Origin of the sequence: Lentzea sp. NEAU-D7, from assembly GCF_026242055.1 — a bacterium.
Taxonomy (GTDB): domain Bacteria; phylum Actinomycetota; class Actinomycetes; order Mycobacteriales; family Pseudonocardiaceae; genus Lentzea.
Genome location: NZ_JAPJDL010000015.1, coordinates 53,069 through 73,175, shown reverse-complemented (window position 1 = coordinate 73,175; position 20,107 = coordinate 53,069). Strand labels below are relative to the sequence as shown.

Here is a 20,107-nt window from a genome sequence, read left to right as displayed (position 1 = left end):
CGGTGGAGATCACTCGAGTACTTGACGCTGCGCTGCGCAAGGCGGCTGCCGTCTGGATCACCTCACCCGGCCACGGTCCACGTCTCGTGCACGCGCACTGGCGTGCCGACGCGCTGTGGGTCATCGCCGGTGGCACCGAGCAAGACGTGCCCGGCCTGGCCGACGGCGCGCAGGTCACGGTCACCGTGCGCTCCCCCAGCACGCACTCGCACCTCGTCGACGCCCAGGCCGTCGCACACCTGACGGAGCCCGACGACGAGACGGCGCAGGCCCTGCGCACCGCCCGGCTCAACACCAAACCGGAGTGGGAAGCGGTGTACCGGCTGGAGTTCGGCGCGTGATCACCGTCCCGGACGGTTTCGGCGAGGGCCTCGGCGACGGCGCCGGCGAGTGGGTCGCGAAGCTGCCGAAGCTCGCCACCAAGGCGTGCGCGCGCTGGCAGCTCACACCGGACGGCGCGCTGATGCACGGGTTCTGCGCCGTCGTGCTGCCGGTCCGCAGAGCCGACGGCCATCCCGCCGTGCTCAAGCTGAGCTGGGTCGACGACGAGACCGAGCACGAACCGCTGGCGCTCAAGCTCTACGACGGCGACGGTGCCGTCCGGCTGCTCGGCCACGACGAGGAGCTCGGCGCGTTGCTGCTGGAACGCCTCGACCAGCACTCGCTCGACGACGAGCCGATCGACCTGGCGGTCGGGGTGATCGGCGAGCTGCTGCGCCGCCACCGCGGGATCCGGGCTCCCGGCGAGATCCGAAGGTTCGAGGACACCCTGCGGAGCCATCCCGCGATCCCCGCGAAACTGCTCGACGCCGCCCGCGAGGCCGGCACCAGGCCGATGGGCACGACGCTGGTCAACGAGGACCTGCACTACCAGAACGTGCTGCGCGGCGACCGCGAACCGTGGCTCGTGATCGACCCGAAGCCGCTGTCCGGCGACCCCGAGTACTGCGTGATCCCTTTGCTGTGGAACAGGTTCGACGAGATGGACGGCCACCGGGGGCTCACCGACCGGTTCCTGGCGCTGTGCGACGCGGGTGAGCTGGACGTCGCGAAGGCGCGCGACTGGACGCTGCACCGGGCCGTCGCCAACTGGATCTGGTGTCTGGAGGAGGACATCGACGACATCGCCGTGATCTGCGCCCACATCGCCGGGTGGGCGGCCCGCGCCTGATCTAGCCTGGTGATGTGGTGGCTGTGAACCGGGTTTTCATCGCTCAGCTGGCCGGACTTCCCGTCTTCGGCCCCGACGGTGAACCCGTCGGCAAGGCTCGCGACGTCGTGATCAGTCTCCGCATCGACCGGCAACCGCCGCGCGTGCTCGGCATGGTCGTCGAGCTGGTGACGCGCCGGCGGATCTTCGTGCCGATGCTGCGCGTCACCTCGATCGAGCCGAACGCCGTGACGCTCGCGACCGGGTCGGTGAACCTGCGGCCGTTCCACCAGCGCGTCAACGAGGTGCTGGTGATCGGCGAGCTGCTCGACGCCAAGGTCACGGTCGAGGAGGGCGCCACGGTGGTCGTCGTGGACGCCGCGATGGAGCTGACCCGCACCCGCGACTGGCGCATGGTCCGCGTCGCCGGGCGGGAGCGCACCGGCCGGTTCAGCCTCAAGGGCCCCGTGCAGGTGTGGCGGTGGGAGGAAGTCACCGGCCTGAGCGTGAACGAGATCGCGGGCCAGCCGCAGGGCGCGCAGCAGCTCGTCGCCGTGTTCGAGGGCATGCGCGCCGCCGACGTGGCGCACGCGCTGCACGAACTGCCACCGAAGCGCCGCCACGAGGTCGCGGACGCCCTCGACGACGAACGGCTCGCGGACGTCATCGAGGAACTGTCCGAAGAGGACCAGAAGGGCATCCTGTCGCACCTGGACGAGGAACGCGCCGCGGACATCCTGGAGGCGATGAACCCGGACGACGCGGCCGACCTGCTGAGCGAACTGGCCGAGGGCACCAAGGACCGCCTGCTGGAACTGATGGAACCCGAGGAGTCCGAGCCGGTCCGGCGACTGCTGGAGTACTCGTTCGACACGGCCGGCGGCCTGATGACACCCGAGCCGATCATCCTCACGCCGGACGCCACGATCGCGGAAGCGTTGGCACGGGTGCGAAATCCCGACCTCACGCCCGCGCTGGCGTCGATGGTCTTCGTCTGCCGCTCCCCCTCCGCGACGCCGACCGGCCGCTACCTCGGCTGCGTGCACATCCAGCGGCTGCTGCGCGAACCGCCGTTCGACCTCGTCGCCGGCGTGCTGGACACGGACCTGACCTACCTGTCGCCGAACGCCTCGCTGAGCGACGTGACGCGCTACTTCGCGACCTACAACCTGGTGTGCGCCCCGGTGCTGGACGAGACCGAGCACCTGCTCGGCGCCGTCACCGTGGACGACGTGCTGGACCACCTGCTGCCGGACAACTGGCGCGAGACGGGACTGAGCCATGCCTGAACTGCTGCCTCGGCGCAGACTCGACCAGCCGCGAGGGCCGCGGGGCTTCCGGTTCTCGATCGATCCGGACACGTTCGGCCAGCTCTCCGAACGGCTCGCGCGCTTCCTCGGCACCGGCAAGTTCCTGTTCTGGCAGACGCTCATCGTGATCGCGTGGATCACGGTGAACCTCGTCGCCGTGTCCCTGCGGTGGGACCCGTACCCGTTCATCCTGCTGAACCTGGCGTTCTCGACGCAGGCCGCCTACGCCGCGCCGCTGATCCTGCTCGCGCAGAACCGGCAGGACGACCGGGACCGGGTGTCGCTGGAGGAGGACCGGACGCGGGCCGCTCAGACGAAGGCGGACACCGAGTACCTGGCGCGTGAGCTGGCGGCGGTGCGGCTGGCCCTGGGCGAGGTGGCGACACGGGACTTCATCCGCGGTGAGCTGGAGAAGCTGGTGAAGGAGCAGAACAACCTCAAGAAGGTCCGTCCCTGACGGTCGAGGAGTTCCGCGGCGGGCCTGGACGATCAGGTGCTGGCGGAAGCGCGCCGGCTCACGGCCTGACCTGGCGGCTCGCGACCAGGTCGTCGAGGACCTCGTGGATCGCGGGAGCCGTCTCGGCGTGCTCGCGGTACTCCGCACGGGTCACGTAGGTGAGTTCGGCGATCTCGCCCGCCGGTCGCAGTGTGCCTGTCAGGTCGGCCGTGAAGCAGGTCATGTCGACCATCGCGCCCTCACCCTCGCCGTAGGCCGGGGAGACGTAGCGCTTGAGGATCCGGGGACGTCCGGCTTCGACGCCGAGCTCTTCGGAGACCTCCCGCAGCAGGGCCTCTTCGAGGGACTCGCCGGGCTCGATCTTGCCGCCGGGAAGGTAGAAGGCCTTCTTGTTGCGTGAGCGCACAACGAGGAGGCGGCCAGCCTCGACGTGCACGAGTCCCACCACCGTGATCATGCGGTCACGGGAACACGTCGTCCGCGGCGAGGCGGTCGCACGTGCGGCCGAACGCCTCGAGCTCACCGGGGCCGAAGCTCTCCCCGAAGTGCTCGGCGACGCCGGCGAGGTGGGTTGTGGAGGCACTGCGGAGGCGTTCGGCGCCCAGCGGTGTGAGCACGGCCACGATGCCGCGTCCGTCACCGTCGGCGCGCTCCCGCCCGACGAGGCCGGCACGTTCCAAACGGTCCACCAGCCGGGTCACGCCAGACCGGGACAGCAGGACGGCATCGGCCAGTTCGGTCATGCGCATGCGCATGGAAGGCGTCTCGGCCAGTTGAACCAGCACGTCGTACGCCGCGAGCGATAGGCGCTGCTCAGCAATCAGTTCGGCCTCGAGGACCCTCGTGATCCGTGCATGCGCGCGGAGGAACGATCGCCACACCCCGAGCTCGACACGGGTGGGCAACCGGGAACTACCCGATTCCGGCACGGGCGTCGATGTTACGGACAGCGCCCCCTCCACTACGACCTGGCCCTGTACTGGAAAGTGACCGGCCGGTAGGACCGGCACGAACCGGACGTAGCATGGATCGGTGACCACCACACAGCCCCTCCCCACCACCGAGGACGTCCGCAAGGCGCTCGCCGGTGTGCAGGACCCCGAGATCCGCCGCCCGATCACCGAGATCGGCATGGTCAAGGACGTCGAGGTCGGCGCGGACGGCGTCGTCGTGGTCGGCATCTTCCTCACGGTCGCGGGCTGCCCGATGCGCGACAAGATCACCAAGGACGTCACCGCGGCCGTGACGGCGCTGGACGGTGTCTCGTCCGTGCGTGTCGACCTCGACGTGATGAGCGACGCCCAGCGCACCGAGCTCCGCAAGACGCTGCGCGGCGGTGCCGAAGAGCCGGTCATCCCGTTCGCCCAGCCGGGCTCGCTGACGCGCGTGTACTGCGTCGCGTCCGGCAAGGGCGGCGTCGGCAAGTCGTCGGTGACCGTGAACCTCGCCGTGGCGATGGCCGCGCGCGGTTTGTCGGTCGGCATCGTCGACGCGGACATCTACGGCCACTCGATCCCGCGCATGCTCGGTGCCGACGGCCGTCCCACCCAGGTCGAGAAGATGATCATGCCGCCGCAGTCGCACGGCGTGAAGGTCATCTCGATCGGCATGTTCACGCCGGGCAACACCCCGGTCGTGTGGCGCGGGCCGATGCTGCACCGCGCGTTGCAGCAGTTCCTGGCGGACGTGTTCTGGGGCGACCTGGACGTGCTGCTGCTCGACCTGCCGCCCGGCACCGGTGACGTGGCCATCTCGGTGGCGCAGCTCGTGCCGAACGCCGAGATCCTCGTGGTGACGACGCCGCAGCAGGCCGCCGCCGAGGTGGCGGAGCGCGCCGGGTCGATCGCCCTGCAGACCCGCCAGCGGGTGGCCGGCGTCATCGAGAACATGTCGTGGCTCGAGATGCCGGACGGTTCGCGCATGGAGGTCTTCGGGAGCGGTGGCGGTGCGGCCGTCGCCGAGTCGCTGTCGAAGGCAATCGGGTCCGACGTGCCGCTGCTCGGGCAGGTGCCGCTCGACCCGCGCCTGCGGGAGAACGGCGACTCCGGGACGCCGATCGTGCAGGCGGTGCCGGACTCGGCGGCCGCCAAGGTCCTCACCGAGGTGGCGACGAAGCTCTCCGTCCGCTCCCGCGGCCTGGCCGGCCGCCTGCTGAACGTCTCGCCCGCCGGCCGCTGACCCGGCTTCACGAAGAACGCGGGGCCCTTTCCTCCGGTCGCACCGGCGGAAAGGGCCCCGCGTTCCGGTTCAGGACGGGGTCAGGTGGCGTCCGGGTCGTACGGCGGGCGCTCGCCGGGTGCGAGCGGGCGCTGCTCGGGCGCGGTCGGGGTCGGCGGCGTCGGGTAGCCGTTCGACTTCGTGGTGGGTTCGGGGTCGTCGAACAGGTGCTTCGTGACCGCGCGCTTCGGGTCGAAGTTGCGCAGTTCGCGCAGGTCTTCGAGGGGCTTGCGGAGCGACTCGAACTCCGGGCCCATCTCCTGCTTCAGCTGTTCTCGCGCGCCGGTCGCGTACTCGCGGACCTGCCTCACCGTCTTGCCCAGCCAGGCCGCGGCCGAGGGCAGGCGTTCGGGGCCCAGGATGAAGAGACCCGCGATGACGATGATGAGGATCTCCACCCATCCGATGCTGTCGAACACGGGCCCCAGCCTACTTGTCAGTCGCTCTTGAGTGTCACGTCTAGTTTGAGCTCACGGCCCTGTCGTGCCAGCACGACCTGCACGGTTTCGCCGATCGCGTGCTCGCGGACCGCGACGACCAGTTCGGCGGCGTTGCGGACCATGCGGTTGCCCACCTTGGTGATGACGTCGCCCTCCTGGATGCCGGCGGCCGCCGCGGCACCGCCCGCGGGGACGTTCTGCACCTGGGCGCCTTCGGAGGTCTCGGCGGACACGGACTTCACGTTGATGTTCATGTCCGCGTGCTTGACCTGGCCGGTGCGGATCAGCTCCTGGCTGATCTTGCGGGCCTGGTTGCCGGAGATCGCGAAGCCGAGGCCGACGGAGCCGCCGGTCTCGGTGCGGATCGACGAGTTGATGCCGATCAGGGCGCCGCGCGAGTCGACCAGCGCGCCGCCCGAGTTGCCCGGGTTGATGGCGGCGTCGGTCTGGATCGCGTCGTAGGTGACCTGGGGGCCGCCGTTCTCGCCCGCCGCCGTGACCGGGCGGTGCAGCGCGGAGACGATGCCCTCGGTGACGGTGTTGGACAGCTGCAGCGGCGAGCCGATGGCGATGACGCTGTCGCCCACCTGGAGCTCGTCGGAGTTGCCGAACTGCAGGACGGTGGGGTTGGTGACCTCGACCTTGATCACGGCGAGGTCGGTCTTCGGGTCGCGGCCGACCACGCGGGCCTGGGCGCGGGTGCCGTCGGTGAAGACGGCGCTGAGCTTGGCCGAGGAGTCCTGCGCGGCCGGGGCGACGACGTGGTCGTTGGTCAGGATGTAGCCGCCGGCGTCGACGACGACACCGGAGCCGACGCCCGCGACGTTCGCGCCCTTGAACTCGATCGAGACGACGCTGGGCGTGACGCGCTTGGCGATGTCCGAGATCGAGCCCGCCGGGCGTTCCTTGCCCTCCGCCACCTCGGCCAGCGTGACGGTCGAGTCGGTCAGGGGGTTGCCCGCCCGCCCGATCAGCCAGCCGACGAGGCCACCGACGGCACCGAGCACGAGCGCGACCGTCAGCAGCAGCGCGAGGGCCGTCGGCTTCACCCGACGGCCGAAGAGGAGCTCGGGAACGCTCAGCTGGGGACCTGGTTCCGGCTTGCGCTCGGGTTCGCCCGGCGGTTCCTCACCGACGGCGGGCGGGCCGATCACGGCACCGGAGGCGGGGTCGCGCCACGGGTCGCCTGCGGGCTTGTCGCCCCAGAACACCGGATCGATCTCCGGATCCGGGTCGGACGTGGGCTGCGGCGGCCGCTGCAACAGCTCCTGCGAGCCCTGGCGGCCGAACGCCGTCACGAGGGACTCGGGAGGCGGCGGCGCGGACTGGAGCTGGGACACGGGCACGTCGCGCGAGGCGAACGCCCCGGCGACACCGTCCGGGCGGCCGAAGGCGGTGGCGTACGCGGGGTCTACCGGCGGCTGCACCAGGGGCCGTGGCCGGAGCCTGCGATGCGCTCCGTCGTCCACTCCGGAAACGGGTGTGGACGTCTGGCCGTTGGGCGACTGCTGGCTCATCTCTCCCCGAATTTTCCGCTAGGAGTGCTGAACTACAGCGTGCCTGACGAACGGTGAAATGACTGTCAGGGGGTGGTCGCGAAGACCGCGCCGGCGTTCTGCGGGGCAGGCACCGCGGGGGCGGGCGCTTCGCTCTCCGGCGTCGTGAACGCGAGCGCGCCCAGCAACATGCCGCTGACGACGACTCCGGCACCCTGGCGGGCACGACGGCCGCTGAACCAGCCGTTGCTGCCGAGTGGTCTGGACGAACCCAGCACGGGCCCGGCACCGAACGCGGGCTTGTCCGTGCGCTGCACCGCGACGAACTGACCGTCCTCGGTGATCGCGAGCCCGTCGGGAGCGGACGGCAGCTCGACCTCCTGAGGGATCGCACCGAGCCTGTCCAGCAGCGACGCCGACGCCGTGGGCGCCGAAGCGGTGCGCACGGCTGCGCGCGCCTGCTGCTGGGTGAAGGTCTCGAATGCGCAGAAGCCACAGCGCTGAACATGCGCGGACGCGCGCTCGTGCGCGGTCGAGGACAGTTCCCCGTCCACGAACGCGACCACGGCATCCGGCAAGAGATGCTGCTCAGGCAGGCCCCAACCTCGGAGGTCGGTCATGCAGAGTCCTCCAGCAACGATTCTTGGCGACGACGTTCGAGCGCGACCTTCAGGGCCTGGCGGCCCCGATGGATCCTGCTCCTCACGGTACCCATCTTCACCCCGAGCGTGGCGCCGATCTCCTCGTAGGAGAGACCTTCCACGTCACAGAGCACGACCGCGGCGCGGAACTCCGGCGGGAGCTCGTCCAGCGCGGCCTGCAGGTCGGGGTCGAGGTGGTTCTCGTCGTAGATTTCCTCAGGGGACAGGTCGTCACCCTCGAGGCGGTCGTTGTCCTCGGGCAGCGCCTCCATGCGCACGCGGCTGCGCCGACGAGCCATGTCGAGGAAGAGGTTGGTGGTGATGCGGTGCAGCCACCCCTCGAAGGTGCCCGGCTTGTACGACGCGAGCGAGCGGAAGACGCGGATGAACGTCTCCTGCGTCAGGTCCTCGGCGTCGTGCTGGTTGCCGGTCAGGCGGTACGCGAGCCGGTAGACCCTATCCGCGTGCTCACGGACGATCGCGTCCCACGAGGGCGGCGTCCAGTCGGCCGTCTCGATGGGCGCGACGGCCTCCGGAGAACTCGACTGCGTGCGCATCAGGTGTTTCGGCACCTCCATGTGGGCCGCCCGGCGACCCTTATGCGGCTCAACGGGCGACGGGTCCGGCTTGTTCCCGACTAGAGCCTGGCTTCTTGCCTCTGTACCTTCTCCTGCTCCCTTTAAACGATCGTGAGAGTGGGCTGAGAGCACCCTGAGAATTTCGGTTCGGGCCACGTTCACCCGTTTTGGGCACAGTTGGCACTAACCTGCTAGACCGTGACCACGGAATCGGCCCTGCGGGAGTACGTCGAGCAGTACCTCCCCGAGGACGACGTGCACCTGGCGGCGAGAGCACGCGGCCAGGAACTGGGCTGCGTGCCCATCGGCGCGGGCGGAGGCGCCGCCCTGCGGTTCCTCGCGACCGCACTCCAGGCCCGCGCGGTGGTCGAGATCGGCACCGGAGCGGGCACCAGCGGCCTCTACCTCCTGGCGGGCATGCCCCAATCAGGCATCCTGACCTCGATAGACGTGTCCTCGGAACACCAACGGGCAGCCCGCGAGGCCTACGCGGCAGCAGGCATCTCCCCGTCCCGAACCCGCCTGATCATGGGCAAGGCACTGGACGTCCTCCCCCGCCTGACCGACGCGGCGTACGACCTCGTCTTCGTGGACGCCTACAAGCCCGAGTACCCGCAGTACCTGGCACACGGCGTGCGCATGCTGCGCCCAGGCGGCGTGATCGCGTTCGACAACGTCCTCTGGCACGGCGCCGTGGTGGACCAGAGCCAGCGAGACGACTCGACCCAGGCGATGCGGGACATCGCACGCCTCGTCAAGGAGGACGACCGCCTGGTGCCGGTGATCCTCCCGCTGGGCGACGGCCTTCTGGTAGCGGCCCGCAGGCCGTAGCAGCCCCACCCAAGCGAAGCCGAAGGCGAGCCGTCCTTCCATACGGGCTGGGCGGTGGGGTCCCATCACGAGTCGCGCCATAGCACTTGCTGCATGAGAGAAGGGGTGTCAAGCGGACACGCTTTTCGTCCGCTTGACACCCCTTCTCTCATGTGGCCCGCTCTTGGTGCGGGTTGTGATGGGACCCCACCGCCAACGCAACCCGCAAAGCAACAGGCAGCCGCCCAACACAACAGGCGTGCCATCAACCCACGCACGGCGCGGGCCCCCTGATCAGATTGCCGGGGGTCTGGGGGCAGCGCCCCCAGGGAAAGCACGCAAGGCGAGGTCGCCGCCCGCAAGGTGACCACCCGCCAAGCCAGCGCCCCGAGCTAGTAAGCCCGAACACCCTTCCCGAGCACGGTGACCCCAGAAGCGGAAACCGTGTACCGCTCCCGATCCATAGGCGCGTCAACCCCGATCAAAGCCCCATCAGGCACCACAACGTTCTTGTCCAAAATAGCCCGCCGAACCACAGCACCCTTGCCGATCCGAACCCCGGGCAAAAGCACAGACCCCTGCACCACCGACCCGACCTCGACGGTCACGTCGGAGGAGATCACCGACCCGTGGATCTTCCCGGAGATGATCGACCCGGGCCCCACCATCGAGTCCTCAGCGGACCCGCCGGCGATGAACTTGGCCGGAGGCATGGGCGGAGTGGCGGTGCGGATGGGCCACAACTGGTTGTAGAGGTTGAAGATCGGATGGACCGAAACCAGGTCCATGTGCGCGTCGTAGTAGGCGTCGATCGTCCCGACGTCGCGCCAGTAGCCGCGGTCCCGGTCGGTGGCTCCGGGCACCTCGTTGTCCTGGAAGTCGTAGACGTGCGCCTTCCCCCGGTCCACCAGCATGGGGATGATGTCGCCACCCATGTCGTGGTCCGAGTCGGGGTTCAACGCGTCCCCGCGCAGGGCGTCGAGCAACGCCTCGGTCGTGAAGACGTAGTTGCCCATCGAAGCGAAGGTCACTTCGGGATCGTCCGGCACGTGCGGCGGCTCGGACGGCTTCTCCAGGAACCGGGTGATCTTGCCCGAGGCGTCGCTGTCGATGCAGCCGAAGGCCTTGGCCTCGTTGCGCGGCACGCGAATGCCGGCGACGGTCACGGCCGCGCCCGACTCGACGTGCTGCGAGATCATCTGGCCTGGGTCCATCCGGTACACGTGGTCGGCTCCGAAGATGACCACGTGGTCGGGCTTCTCGTCGTGGACGAGGTTCAGCGACTGGAAGATCGCGTCGGCCGAGCCCGTGTACCAGCGGGGGCCCAGGCGTTGCTGGGCCGGGACCGGCGTCACGTACTGACCGAGCACATTGGACAGGCGCCACGTCGTCGAGATGTGGCGGTCCAACGAGTGCGACTTGTACTGCGTCAGCACGCAGAGCTTCGCGAGCCCGGCGTTGACCAGGTTCGACAGCACGAAGTCGACCAGCCGGTAGTTGCCCCCGAAGGGCACAGCCGGTTTCGCGCGGTCGGCCGTCAGTGGCCACAGGCGCTTGCCTTCACCACCGGCAAGCACAATTCCGAGAACGTGCGGCTGCCCCTTCACGGTATGTGACCCTATCCGTGCGATCGTTCCCGAACCAGACGCAAAGCGGTTTGTCCCAACCGGTACCGCCGTGATCTACGGTGGGTGTGTGCGAGTAGCGCTGTTGACCCGGGAGTATCCGCCAGAGGTGTACGGCGGGGCTGGCGTGCACGTGGGATTCCTCGTGCCCCATCTCCGCGAGCTCGTGGAGGTCGACGTGCACTGCTTCGGTGCACCCCGATCGGACGCCACGGCCCACAACGCCCCGCACAGCCTGGAGCAGGCGAACGCGGCTCTCTCGACCCTCGCGGTCGACCTGGAGATGGCCTCGGCGATCTCCACGGCCACGCTGGTCCACTCGCACACGTGGTACGCCAACATGGGCGGCCACCTGGGCAAACTCCTGCACGGCATCCCGCACGTGGTGACGGCGCACTCGCTGGAACCGCGCCGGCCGTGGAAGGCCGAGCAGCTCGGCGGCGGGTACCGGATCTCCTCGTGGGCCGAGCGGACGGCGTACGAACACGCCGACGCGGTCATCGCCGTGAGCGAGGGAATGAGGGCCGACGTGCTCGACGCGTACCCCGCTCTCGACCCGGCGAGGGTGCACGTCGTCCGCAACGGAATCGACAGCAACGCCTACCACCCGGTCGCCGAAACCGACGCCCTGACGTCCCGTGGAATCGATCCCGCGAAGCCGATCGTGGCCTTCGTGGGAAGGATCACGCGGCAAAAAGGTTTGAGCCACCTCGTGGCCGCCGCGCACCAGATCGACCCGGAAGCGCAGATCGTGCTGTGCGCGGGCGCACCGGACACACCGGAAATCGCCGAGGAGATCAAGCAGGCGGTCAGCGAGCTCTCGCGGGCGCGGCCGGGCGTGTTCTGGATCCAGAAGATGTTGCAGCCCGCCGAGGTGCGCCAGATCCTGAGCCACGCGGCTGTGTTCGTGTGCCCGTCGGTCTACGAACCGCTGGGCATCGTGAACCTGGAGGCGATGGCGTGCGGCACGGCCGTCGTCGCGAGCGATGTCGGCGGCATCCCCGAGGTCGTCGTGCACGGCGAGACGGGCCTCCTCGTCCACTACGACGAGCACGATTTGTCGACATATCGACACCAGCTGGCGGAATCGATCAACGAACTGATCACAGACCCCGAACGCGCGAAGCGCTTCGGCGCCGCCGGCCGCACACGGGCTGAGCAGGAGTTCTCGTGGTCCGCGATGGCCGAGCAAACCGTCGAGGTCTACCGCAGTGTGATCTGAGCCACACTCGACCGGGGCAACCCTGACGAGTGAGCGCCGCCTTTAACCAGTAGTGACGTTTCGGTTTCAACTGGTGAGGGGCGAGGACTGTGCGTTGTGCGGTGCTGGGTCTGACGGTCCTCCTGGCAGTGACTGGATGTGCCACAGCTCCGCCCGCGCAACCGGCGGCGGTGCAGCTCACGATGGACGGCAAAAAGCTCGCCGACGCCTCTGAGCTGCAGGCCAACGCCGAGGCGCAGCTCGCCTACACGCTGGAGTACGGCTACGTGGCACGGGCCGGTGCCGCCGCGGTCAGCTGCTGGTTCGCGAAGACGGGCCTGGAGTCCGAGGTGGACAAGCGCCTGTGGTGCGGACCGGTCCAGGTGCCCGGCACCGGCGCCACCACCGACTGGGTGCCCGTGCCGCTCAAGGAAGTCACCAAGACGGATGACGAGGTCCGTTACGAGGTGCAGTCGCCGCAGGTGCCCGAGAAGGGCAACCGCAGCACGCCGGGCGGGACGCTCGTGCGCACCGACGGCAAGGAGTTCGACCCGTCGAAGCAGCAGGACCTGACGGCCGGACGCGACTTCCTGGCCGTGCTGCCCGACGACGGCAAGCGCTCGAACCACGAGCTCGGCCTGGGCGACGCCGACATCAAGCTGCGCGACGACCTGCTCGGCACCGCCGTGACCGGCTGGGCGAACCCGGACATCTGGTTCACGTCGGAGGGCACGCTGCGCGCCGAGGCCGGGTCACGGCTGCGCGTGGTCAGGATGAAGGTCGACAAGCTCAACGAGACGGACAGCGGTTTCCACCGCACCAACTGGCAGGGGTTCGCCCCGCAGCCGTCCGAGCTCGCGCTGGAGGTCCCCGGCAAGCGCCAGGTCCTGCCGGCCGACCGCCTGCCCGCCAACGGCTCGGTCTTCGTCGTCTACACCGTGCCGGACCCGCAGCAGGGTGCCGAGCACCTCGTGCTCGGCACGCTCGGCGCCAAGTCGCTGGAGCAGCGCGCGGAGGTCCCGTCCGGCAAGCGTTCCGACAACGCGCCGCAGGTGCTGCAGCGCGCCGCCGCCCCGCCCCAGTTCACCGAGCGGACGCAGAAGATCCGCTTCGGCGGCCGCGAGCTCGGCATGAAGATCACCGGCGTGCGGCTGGGCCGCCAGCGCCCGGTCAAGCTCGGCGAGAGCCAGTACGACGTGGTCACGATCTCCGCGCCCGACAAGGCGTTGCTGGAGGTGCGGGTCGAGGCGGCCGGCGACCTGCCCGACACCGCGGGCGGCCTGTGGACCAAGGACCTGATCACCGTCACGCTGCCGGACGGCTCGGCCGCCCGGCAGGTCGGCGCGCGCTACGACGGCGGACCGCTGCCGTTCGCGATCGTCGTCGAGGTCCCGGCGGACACCCGCTCGGTCTCGGTCGGCATGGTTGACGGGCAGCTGGACCTGCCGCGTCTCGGCAAGACGACCATCGCGCCGGTCGACTCGCGCGCCACCCTCGCCCTCGAATTCTGAGCTGGTGGTGTGTTCGCTAACCCTCGCCGGTCGATTTCGTGTCCAGGCGGGTAGCTCGCGGTGCCGCCCCCACGCCCTCATATCGGGCATATGGGGGCGTGGGGGCGGTGCCGCGAGATGCCCCACTGGGCGCGGAAGCGACTGGTGAGGATTGCGAACACACCACCAGCATGGCGGCTAGCGCCAGCCAGCCCAGGAGCACCAGGACGAGACCGCTCCAGCCCCACTCCTCGTACGCCGTGGCGCCGGACGTCCCGCCGACGCTGCTGCCCACGTAGAACCCGGCCAGGTACAGCCCGGACGCCTGGCCGCGGGCGTGTTCGGGAGCGCGCGCGGCGACCCAGCCGCTCGCCGTGGTGTGCGACGCGAAGAACCCGGCGGTGACGATCGCCAGGCCGAGCGGGACCCACACCAGGCTCGCCAGGGCACCGAGTGCCAGCACGCCGATGCACAGCAGCAGCACCTTGCCGCGGCCGAACCGGTCGGCCAGCCTGCCCGCGAACGCCGCCGCGGTGCTGCCGAACCCGTAGAAGAGGAAGACCAGTGTCTCGAGCCACGCCGGGCCGGTGAGCTGGAAGCCCGCGACGTTGTAGAACGAGATGAACGCGCCCACGAGCAGCACGGCGATCGCGTACATCGACAGCAGCACCGGGTCCTTCAACGCCGCCTTCATGCCCCGCGGCGCGCGCTTCGGCATCGTCTGGGCCCTGGGCAGGAAGAACACCACGATCAGGGCCGCGCCCAGGCCGAACACTCCGGCGAGCAGCACGGACCCGCGCCACCCCAGCCAGTCGGAGGTCATGCCGGTGACGAGCCGTCCCGACATGCCGCCCAGGCTGTTCCCGGCGATCATCGCGCCCATCGCGGCGCCGAGCTTCTTCTTGTCCAGCGCGTCCGCGAGGTAGGCCATGGACGCCGCGGGCACCCCGGCCGCCGCGACGCCCTGCAACACCCGCAGGCCCAGGAACACCTCGTAGTTCGGCGCGAACGGCAGCACCAGCCCGAGCAACGCCGCCACCAGCACGCTGACCACGATCACCGGGCGACGCCCGACCCGTTCCGACAGCATCGCGATGGGCACGACCACCACGGCCAGCGCGAGCGTCGCCGCGGAGAGGGCGAGCGACGCGCTGCCCGGCCCCAGCCCGTACTCGGCGGCGATCTGCGGCATGACCGGCTGCGGGGTGTAGAGCAGCGCGAAGCACGCGAACCCCGAAGCGGCGATGGCCGCGGTCAACCTGTTCACACGATCGACGCTAAGCCATACGTCCAATACAGAAATGTCCGAGAATCAATTCATGGACGAATTGGAGCTGGCACCGAAGCTGGCGGTGCTGAAAGCGCTTGCCGCTGACGAGCACGTGACTCGCGTCGCAGAACGGGTCGGGCTCCCCCAGCCGACCGTCAGCCGCTGGATCGCCGAGCTCGGTGACCAGCTCGGCACGCCGCTGCTCGTGAAGACCGGCCGCCGGGTCCGGCTGACCCGTCCCGGCCGGTTGCTGGCCGAGGCGGCGACCCGGTCGCTGGCCGCGCTGGAACCGGGTCTGCGCGAGGTGGAGGAGGAGCTCGACCCCGAGAAGGGCCGTGTCGTGCTGGGCTTCCTGCACATGCTCGGCCGCGCGATCGTGCCGGAGCTGGTCCGCGGCTATCGCGCCGAGCACCCGCACGTGCGGTTCGGCCTGGTGCAGAACGCCCGTCAGACCCTGGTCGACAAGCTCGTCCGGGGCGAGATCGACCTCGCGCTGGTCGCCCCGCCGCCGGTCGGCCCCGAGTTCGAGTCGGTGGTCGTGTTCGAGCAACCCCTGATCGTCGTGGTGCCGGCGGGGCACCGGCTGGAGTCCAGGAGGTCCGTGCGGGTCGATGACCTGGCGGACGAGGACCTGATCACGCTGGAGCACGGCTACGGCCTGCGCCAGATCACCGACGACATGTGCGCGGCCGCCGGGTTCACGCCCCGGTACGTCTTCGAGTGCCAGGAGATCGAGACGGTGCGCGGGCTGGTGGCGGCGGGCCTCGGCGTGGCACTGCTCACCCACGCCGAGTTCGCTCCCCCTCCCGGGCTGCGCGAGCTACCGCTGACCCCGAGGACCGGCCGGATCTTCGGCCTGACGTGGCTGAGGGACCACCCGCTGCCGCCCGCCGTCCGCGCCTTCCGCGAGCACGCGCTCAGGACTCACGGCGTCCAGCGCTGAGTGCCCGACCACGTCCGCAGGTAAGACTCGGCACCGCCGAGCATGTCCTGCACCAGCTGGTCGCCGCCGAGCTGACGGACCTTCTCGACCCAGTCCGGCAGGAGACCGATGTGCGCGCCGCCGTCGACGTTGATGTCCCAGACGCGCTCGCCGGTGCGCTGCCGGTCGACCAGCGGCCCCTCCGGGTAGCTGCGGAACGGGTAGGTCACGCCGGTCTGCGGTGCCGGGTGCGACCCGACGCCGTTGTAGTCGGAACCGAACCCGATGCCCACGTCGTACTTGCGCCGCAACGGCTCCGCGGCGGCCGCCTGCGCGACGTACCCCTCGGGGCTGTTCTCGTAGCCCGCGATGAACCCGCCGAGCTGGTAGACCTTCTCGGTCCACTGCGCGTCCATCCAGCTGTGGCTGGAGATGATGCCGGGGTAGCGCGCCTGGGCGGCGAGGTCCAGCGTCCGGCCCGCGGCCTTCACGCTCATGTGGTCGATCTCGATCATCATGTGCCGGCGCATCATGCCCTGCACCGCGTACTCGCCGAGCGCCGTCAGGCCGCGCACGTTGCACCGCTTCGCCGGGTCGTACGCGGGCGCGACGGCCGACGCCGGGATCAGCGCGTTCGGGCCGACCGTGCCGATCGGGTTGTCCTGCTGCGGGCCCTTGCACTGCTCGGTCTGCCACCACTGGCCGGTGCGCAGGAACTGGCCCGCGTTGATCACGCCGCCCTGCGTGCCCGAGTCGAACCGGACGCCGCACAGCGCGTTGTCGAACTTGTGACACAGGAACGCGCTGCGCACGCCGAGCGCGTACATCTCGTCGAGGCCCCGGTCGATGTCGCCCCTGTTGCACAACGGGATGTCGAGGAACGTCCGGCACCCGAAGAGCTCGGAGGTCTCGACGCCGAGGATCACCGCGAGCTTGCCCTGGACGATCACGTCGCGGGCCTGCTCGGCCGACGTGACGATGCGGAACCAGCCCTTGCCCGCGCCGCCGAACTGCCTGTCGATGAACGCCTGGAGCTCGTAGGTGCGCTGGGCCTGCAGCCGGACCGACTGCATCTCGTCGCAGGGCTTGTCCTTGAACGGGTGGATGACGCACAGCGTGGCGTTGCTCGTCAGGTCCTGGACCAGCACGCGCTGGCCGCCGCGCCACGCCCGTTCCAGCCAGGCGTAGTAGTTCTGCTGGTGCGAGACCGTCGTGTAGGAGGGCCAGTCCTTGAACGTCGGCCAGCCCACCGGGTCGTGGCCGTCGAGGTCGCCCGTCACGATCGCCTCGAAGATCGCGCCCAGACCCGCCGGGTGGTGCTCGGCGCAGTCCTTCAGCGCGTCCGCGATGCCCTGCTCCGAGAACGGCTTGCCGCAGATCAGCTTGCCGCCGAAGCCCTCGTTGGTCATCAGGTGGTTGTGCGCGTCGGCGAACCCGCGCACCCTGCCAAGGCTGTCCGTGCCCTTGAACGGCTCGCCGGTCACGTTGATCTGCGAGTCCTGCGCGGGCCTCGCCACCGGCTCCCACCAGGGCGTGCTCGCGGTGGCAGGCGACAGGGCCGCCAAGACCAAACAGACGGCTAGAGCCAGGCGAAGTAACACGACAGCTCCTCTACGACGGTGTGAAGGAGCTCACATCATGCCGTGGAACGTCGCCGTCTCGTATCGGCAGATCGTAGGGACTAACGCGAATATTTTTCAGCCAGCTCTACCAGTGTCCGCGCGCCGAAGCCGGTGGCTCCCGCGACGACCTCGTCGTAGACCTTCTCCGACCGCGCCGGGCCCGCGATGTCGAGGTGCGCCCACGGCACGTCGCCCGTGAACTTCTGCAGGAACAGCGCCGCCGTGATGCCGCCGGGGCCGGGCGGGCACTGCTTGTAGTCCGCGATCTCGCTGGCGACCGCGCTCACGTGCTCCTCCAGCAGCGGCATCCGCCACCACTTCTCGCCGACGCCGGCACCGGCCTCGACGACCTCGGCCGCGAGCTCGTCGGACGAGCTGAACACCCCGCCCGTGCGCAGGCCGAGCGAGATCTTCATCGCACCGGTCAGCGTCGCCACGTCCACGAGGAGGTCGGGCTTCAGGTTCTTCACCGCGTACGCCAGCGCGTCGGCCAGGACCATGCGGCCCTCGGCGTCGGTGTTCTGCACCTCGGTGGTCGCGCCGCCGTAGTGGCGCACGACGTCGCCCGGCCGGTACGCCGCGCCGCCCACGTGGTTCTCCGCGCACGGCACGAGCCCGGTGACCCTGACCGGCAGCTGCCTGCGCGCCACGGCCAGCAGCGCGGCGATCACCGCACCACCGCCCGCCATGTCGGTGCGCATGAGGTGCATGCCGTCCGCGGGCTTCACCGAGATGCCGCCCGTGTCGAACGTGATGCCCTTGCCGACGAACACCAGGTGCGGGCCGGTGGTGCCGTAGGTCAGCTCCAGCAACCGCGGCGGGCGGGCAGATCCGCCGCCGACCGCCAGCACACCGCCGAAGCCCTGCTGCGCCAGCCACTTCTCGTCGCGCACGGTGGCGCTGAGCCCGTCGACCTTGTCCGCCAGCCTGGCGGCGGTCGTGCTGAGCCAGCGCGGGTCCTTGACGTTGGACGGCGTGTTGGCGAGGTCACGCGCCAGCGACGTCGCGGTGGCGAGCGCGTGCGCCTTCAGCGCGGCCGACGTCAGCACCTCCTCGAACCCGGTGTCACCGGTCACGAGCCGCAGCGAACCGACGCGCTTGGGAGCGTCCTCACCGGTGACCTTGAAGCGGTAGCCGCCGAGCGCCGCGCCCAGCACGAACGCGCGCATCCTGGCGGCGTCGAGGTCCGGGGTCAGCAGGACGTCGGCGGTCCTGGGCGCGTCCTCGCCGCTCAGCGCGCGCACGAGGCTGGCACCTGCCGTGCGGTAGTCCGCGAGCGTGCCGGTGCCGACGCCGAGCGTCCACGCCTCGTCGTGCCGCACCGTCTCGCCGGCCTTGCCGGTCAGGTCGGAGACGTCGATGCCGTCGCCGCCCGGCCCCAGCTCAGGTCCCGTGGCCACGAGCACGACCACCGGCACGGTGCGGCGCGAGGTGGTGGCCACCTCGACGTCCACGAGCTTGGTTGGCACTGCCGGCACCGTCGACGCCACGGTTGGACCTCCCTGTTGCATTAACGACCGTTCATTCTCGCCCAGGGTCGGAGCAGGGCTCACCTGGGGCGGGAACGAAGCGATGCCCCGGTCTCCACTGTGGAAACCGGGGCTCAACACTGCTTCCTCGCCGGGTGCCTCAGCCGGCGGCGGCCCTCAGCGCGTCGCCCAAGGCGCTGGCCTCGTCCGCCGACATCTCGACGACAAGGCGCCCACCACCCTCGAGCGGCACGCGCATGACGATGCCGCGTCCCTCCTTGGTGACCTCGAGGGGACCGTCGCCGGTCCGGGGCTTCATGGCCGCCATCGCGTGCTCCCTCCGTCAACATCTTCCCCGTCCGGCCAGGCCGGATCTGCTCCATTCTCCCCTATCGCGACTCAGGGGCGAAACCGAACCGATCTTTTGGCGAGTCCGGGTGATATTTGTCGATCTTGACTTGTGCCTGATCAACACCTGTTTTCACGACAAGGCAACACTTTCGGCACACCAGGTCGTCTCGGGCCGGTCCAGGCCCTTGATCGGCGCCCTAGCGGCCGGACCGACACGACACGGGCCTGGTCGTGTCGTGACAGACTGGGCAGGGTGCGAGCCCGTTCCGCGCTCTTCGACGTCTACGGCGGCCACCTCCGCGAACGCGGTGGCGCCGCCACCATCGCCGCGCTCGTCCGGCTGCTCGAGCCCCTCGGTTTCGCCGCGCCGGCCGTCCGGACGGCCGTGTCCCGCACCGTCCGGCAGGGCTGGTTGCAGCCGTCGCGGCTGCCTGACGGGCCCGGATATGCCATGACACCTCGCGGGGAACGAAGGCTCGACGAGGCCGCCGCCCGCATCTACCGCACCGGGCCGTCCACGTGGGACGGTCGCTGGCACGTCGTGGTGCTGGAGGAGATGCCCGGCCGCGACTCGCGCGACCACCTGGCCTCGGAGCTGCAGCTGCTCGGCTACGGCGCGCTCGGCCCTGTGACGTGGATCGCGCCCCGGCCGTCACCGGAGCTGGCCGACGTGCTGGCCGCCGAGGGGGTCGCGGCACGAACTTTTCACGGTTCACACGACGGTGGCGACGCCGAGCTCGCGGCGAAGGCCTGGGACCTGGCCGAACTGGGCCGCGACTACGCCGCGTTCGTCGCGCACTGGCACGAGAAGGTGTCCGTTGTGGACGAAACGGACGACGCGGCGGCGTTCGCAGCCTCGCAGCAGCTGCTGCACGCGTGGCGGAAGTTCCTGTTCCGCGATCCCGGTCTTCCTGCTGAACTGTTGCCACCGGACTGGCCGGGGCACGCGGCAGCGTCGTTCTTCGACGAACAGACACTGCGGCTGGCACCGGGCACGAGTCGTTTCGTCGACGAATGCCTGCGGCCGGTGCGCAACGTTTCCACTGCTTGATGGAGGT

General features: G+C 69.9%; 21 protein-coding genes. 10 read left to right on the top strand and 11 right to left on the bottom strand.

Annotated elements, in window-relative coordinates:
* The first annotated feature begins 2 nt into the window (after window positions 1-2).
* The 4 genes from ORI60_RS27595 to ORI60_RS27580 are packed head-to-tail and all read left to right on the top strand — an operon-like array spanning window position 3 to window position 2,917.
* On the top strand, window positions 3-341 hold the full coding sequence (locus tag ORI60_RS27595; RefSeq protein ID WP_266040913.1) for a hypothetical protein: 339 nt from the start codon (window positions 3-5) through the stop codon (window positions 339-341).
* Entirely contained in the window at window positions 338-1,171 is an 834-nt protein-coding gene (locus ORI60_RS27590) for an aminoglycoside phosphotransferase family protein (RefSeq protein ID WP_266040912.1), read from the top strand. The genes ORI60_RS27595 and ORI60_RS27590 overlap by 4 nt, the downstream gene beginning before the upstream one ends.
* 14 nt (window positions 1,172-1,185) lie before the next feature.
* Entirely contained in the window at window positions 1,186-2,439 is a 1,254-nt protein-coding gene (locus ORI60_RS27585) for a magnesium transporter MgtE N-terminal domain-containing protein (RefSeq protein WP_266040911.1), read from the top strand.
* Window positions 2,432-2,917 (top strand): DUF1003 domain-containing protein, encoded by a 486-nt coding sequence (locus tag ORI60_RS27580; protein ID WP_266040910.1) that lies wholly within the window; start codon window positions 2,432-2,434, stop codon window positions 2,915-2,917. Before ORI60_RS27585 ends, ORI60_RS27580 begins: the two co-directional genes overlap by 8 nt.
* Before the next feature lie 58 nt (window positions 2,918-2,975).
* Here the strand turns inward: ORI60_RS27580 and ORI60_RS27575 are convergent, their stop codons facing one another.
* Together ORI60_RS27575 and ORI60_RS27570 are read right to left on the bottom strand one after the other, a co-directional pair.
* Entirely contained in the window at window positions 2,976-3,374 is a 399-nt protein-coding gene (locus tag ORI60_RS27575) for an NUDIX hydrolase (RefSeq protein WP_266040909.1), read from the bottom strand.
* A gap of 4 nt (window positions 3,375-3,378) precedes the next feature.
* On the bottom strand, window positions 3,379-3,846 hold the full coding sequence (locus tag ORI60_RS27570; protein ID WP_035913526.1) for a MarR family winged helix-turn-helix transcriptional regulator: 468 nt from the start codon (window positions 3,844-3,846) through the stop codon (window positions 3,379-3,381).
* 103 nt (window positions 3,847-3,949) lie between these two features.
* On the opposite strand from ORI60_RS27570, the gene ORI60_RS27565 reads away from it, so the two are divergent.
* Window positions 3,950-5,095: an Mrp/NBP35 family ATP-binding protein gene (locus tag ORI60_RS27565; RefSeq protein ID WP_266040908.1), complete on the top strand. Its 1,146-nt coding sequence runs from the start codon at window positions 3,950-3,952 to the stop codon at window positions 5,093-5,095.
* A gap of 80 nt (window positions 5,096-5,175) precedes the next feature.
* On the opposite strand, the gene tatB is transcribed toward ORI60_RS27565, so the two are convergent.
* The 4 genes from tatB to sigE form a co-directional block, all read right to left on the bottom strand.
* The gene (gene tatB, locus ORI60_RS27560; protein ID WP_266040907.1) at window positions 5,176-5,553 is read right to left on the bottom strand and encodes a Sec-independent protein translocase protein TatB; all 378 of its coding nucleotides are present in this window, start codon (window positions 5,551-5,553) and stop codon (window positions 5,176-5,178) included.
* Between the two features lie 17 nt (window positions 5,554-5,570).
* Window positions 5,571-7,091 (bottom strand): S1C family serine protease, encoded by a 1,521-nt coding sequence (locus tag ORI60_RS27555; protein WP_266040906.1) that lies wholly within the window; start codon window positions 7,089-7,091, stop codon window positions 5,571-5,573.
* A gap of 65 nt (window positions 7,092-7,156) precedes the next feature.
* Window positions 7,157-7,648 (bottom strand): zf-HC2 domain-containing protein, encoded by a 492-nt coding sequence (locus tag ORI60_RS27550; RefSeq protein ID WP_323055952.1) that lies wholly within the window; start codon window positions 7,646-7,648, stop codon window positions 7,157-7,159.
* A 38-nt stretch (window positions 7,649-7,686) separates the two neighbouring features.
* Window positions 7,687-8,268: an RNA polymerase sigma factor SigE gene (sigE, locus tag ORI60_RS27545; protein WP_082374044.1), complete on the bottom strand. Its 582-nt coding sequence runs from the start codon at window positions 8,266-8,268 to the stop codon at window positions 7,687-7,689.
* Between the two features lie 219 nt (window positions 8,269-8,487).
* Here sigE and ORI60_RS27540 point away from each other — a divergent pair, with 219 nt between their 5' ends.
* The gene (locus ORI60_RS27540; RefSeq protein ID WP_266040904.1) at window positions 8,488-9,120 is read left to right on the top strand and encodes an O-methyltransferase; all 633 of its coding nucleotides are present in this window, start codon (window positions 8,488-8,490) and stop codon (window positions 9,118-9,120) included.
* A gap of 371 nt (window positions 9,121-9,491) precedes the next feature.
* Here the strand turns inward: ORI60_RS27540 and glgC are convergent, their stop codons facing one another.
* Window positions 9,492-10,706: a glucose-1-phosphate adenylyltransferase gene (glgC, locus tag ORI60_RS27535; protein ID WP_266040903.1), complete on the bottom strand. Its 1,215-nt coding sequence runs from the start codon at window positions 10,704-10,706 to the stop codon at window positions 9,492-9,494.
* Between the two features lie 88 nt (window positions 10,707-10,794).
* On the opposite strand from glgC, the gene glgA reads away from it, so the two are divergent.
* Complete coding sequence (glgA, locus tag ORI60_RS27530) at window positions 10,795-11,946, top strand: glycogen synthase (protein WP_266040902.1); 1,152 nt, start codon at window positions 10,795-10,797, stop codon at window positions 11,944-11,946.
* A gap of 182 nt (window positions 11,947-12,128) precedes the next feature.
* Window positions 12,129-13,436: a hypothetical protein gene (locus ORI60_RS27525; protein WP_266040901.1), complete on the top strand. Its 1,308-nt coding sequence runs from the start codon at window positions 12,129-12,131 to the stop codon at window positions 13,434-13,436.
* A gap of 16 nt (window positions 13,437-13,452) precedes the next feature.
* Here the strand turns inward: ORI60_RS27525 and ORI60_RS27520 are convergent, their stop codons facing one another.
* Window positions 13,453-14,682 carry an MFS transporter gene (locus ORI60_RS27520; RefSeq protein WP_266040900.1) on the bottom strand — a complete coding sequence of 410 codons (1,230 nt, stop codon included), beginning with the start codon at window positions 14,680-14,682 and terminating at the stop codon, window positions 13,453-13,455.
* A gap of 52 nt (window positions 14,683-14,734) precedes the next feature.
* Between ORI60_RS27520 and ORI60_RS27515 the strand changes: the two genes are divergently transcribed.
* Window positions 14,735-15,628 carry a LysR family transcriptional regulator gene (locus tag ORI60_RS27515; protein ID WP_266040899.1) on the top strand — a complete coding sequence of 298 codons (894 nt, stop codon included), beginning with the start codon at window positions 14,735-14,737 and terminating at the stop codon, window positions 15,626-15,628.
* On the opposite strand, the gene ORI60_RS27510 is transcribed toward ORI60_RS27515, so the two are convergent.
* From ORI60_RS27510 to ORI60_RS27500, 3 genes are all read right to left on the bottom strand, one after another.
* The gene (locus ORI60_RS27510) at window positions 15,610-17,124 is read right to left on the bottom strand and encodes a membrane dipeptidase (protein WP_266040898.1); all 1,515 of its coding nucleotides are present in this window, start codon (window positions 17,122-17,124) and stop codon (window positions 15,610-15,612) included. The genes ORI60_RS27515 and ORI60_RS27510 overlap by 19 nt on opposite strands.
* Before the next feature lie 164 nt (window positions 17,125-17,288).
* Entirely contained in the window at window positions 17,289-18,740 is a 1,452-nt protein-coding gene (locus ORI60_RS27505) for a leucyl aminopeptidase family protein (RefSeq protein WP_266040897.1), read from the bottom strand.
* Between the two features lie 118 nt (window positions 18,741-18,858).
* A complete protein-coding gene (locus tag ORI60_RS27500) occupies window positions 18,859-19,026 on the bottom strand; it encodes a DUF3117 domain-containing protein (protein WP_084402065.1) in 168 nt (55 codons plus the stop codon).
* Between the two features lie 276 nt (window positions 19,027-19,302).
* Here ORI60_RS27500 and ORI60_RS27495 point away from each other — a divergent pair, with 276 nt between their 5' ends.
* The gene (locus ORI60_RS27495) at window positions 19,303-20,100 is read left to right on the top strand and encodes a PaaX family transcriptional regulator C-terminal domain-containing protein (RefSeq protein ID WP_266040896.1); all 798 of its coding nucleotides are present in this window, start codon (window positions 19,303-19,305) and stop codon (window positions 20,098-20,100) included.
* Window positions 20,101-20,107 lie beyond the last annotated feature (7 nt).

What these genes read in the sequence shown, in the direction of transcription:
- ORI60_RS27505 (WP_266040897.1), bottom strand. Translation starts at nt 18,740, where the DNA reads ATGCAACAGGGAGGTCCAACCGTGGCGTCGACGGTGCCGGCAGTGCCA.
- ORI60_RS27575 (WP_266040909.1), bottom strand. Translation starts at nt 3,374, where the DNA reads ATGATCACGGTGGTGGGACTCGTGCACGTCGAGGCTGGCCGCCTCCTC.
- ORI60_RS27555 (WP_266040906.1), bottom strand. Translation starts at nt 7,091, where the DNA reads ATGAGCCAGCAGTCGCCCAACGGCCAGACGTCCACACCCGTTTCCGGA.
- sigE (WP_082374044.1), bottom strand. Translation starts at nt 8,268, where the DNA reads ATGCGCACGCAGTCGAGTTCTCCGGAGGCCGTCGCGCCCATCGAGACG.
- ORI60_RS27580 (WP_266040910.1), top strand. Translation starts at nt 2,432, where the DNA reads ATGCCTGAACTGCTGCCTCGGCGCAGACTCGACCAGCCGCGAGGGCCG.
- ORI60_RS27525 (WP_266040901.1), top strand. Translation starts at nt 12,129, where the DNA reads ATGGACGGCAAAAAGCTCGCCGACGCCTCTGAGCTGCAGGCCAACGCC.
- ORI60_RS27515 (WP_266040899.1), top strand. Translation starts at nt 14,735, where the DNA reads ATGGACGAATTGGAGCTGGCACCGAAGCTGGCGGTGCTGAAAGCGCTT.
- ORI60_RS27500 (WP_084402065.1), bottom strand. Translation starts at nt 19,026, where the DNA reads ATGGCGGCCATGAAGCCCCGGACCGGCGACGGTCCCCTCGAGGTCACC.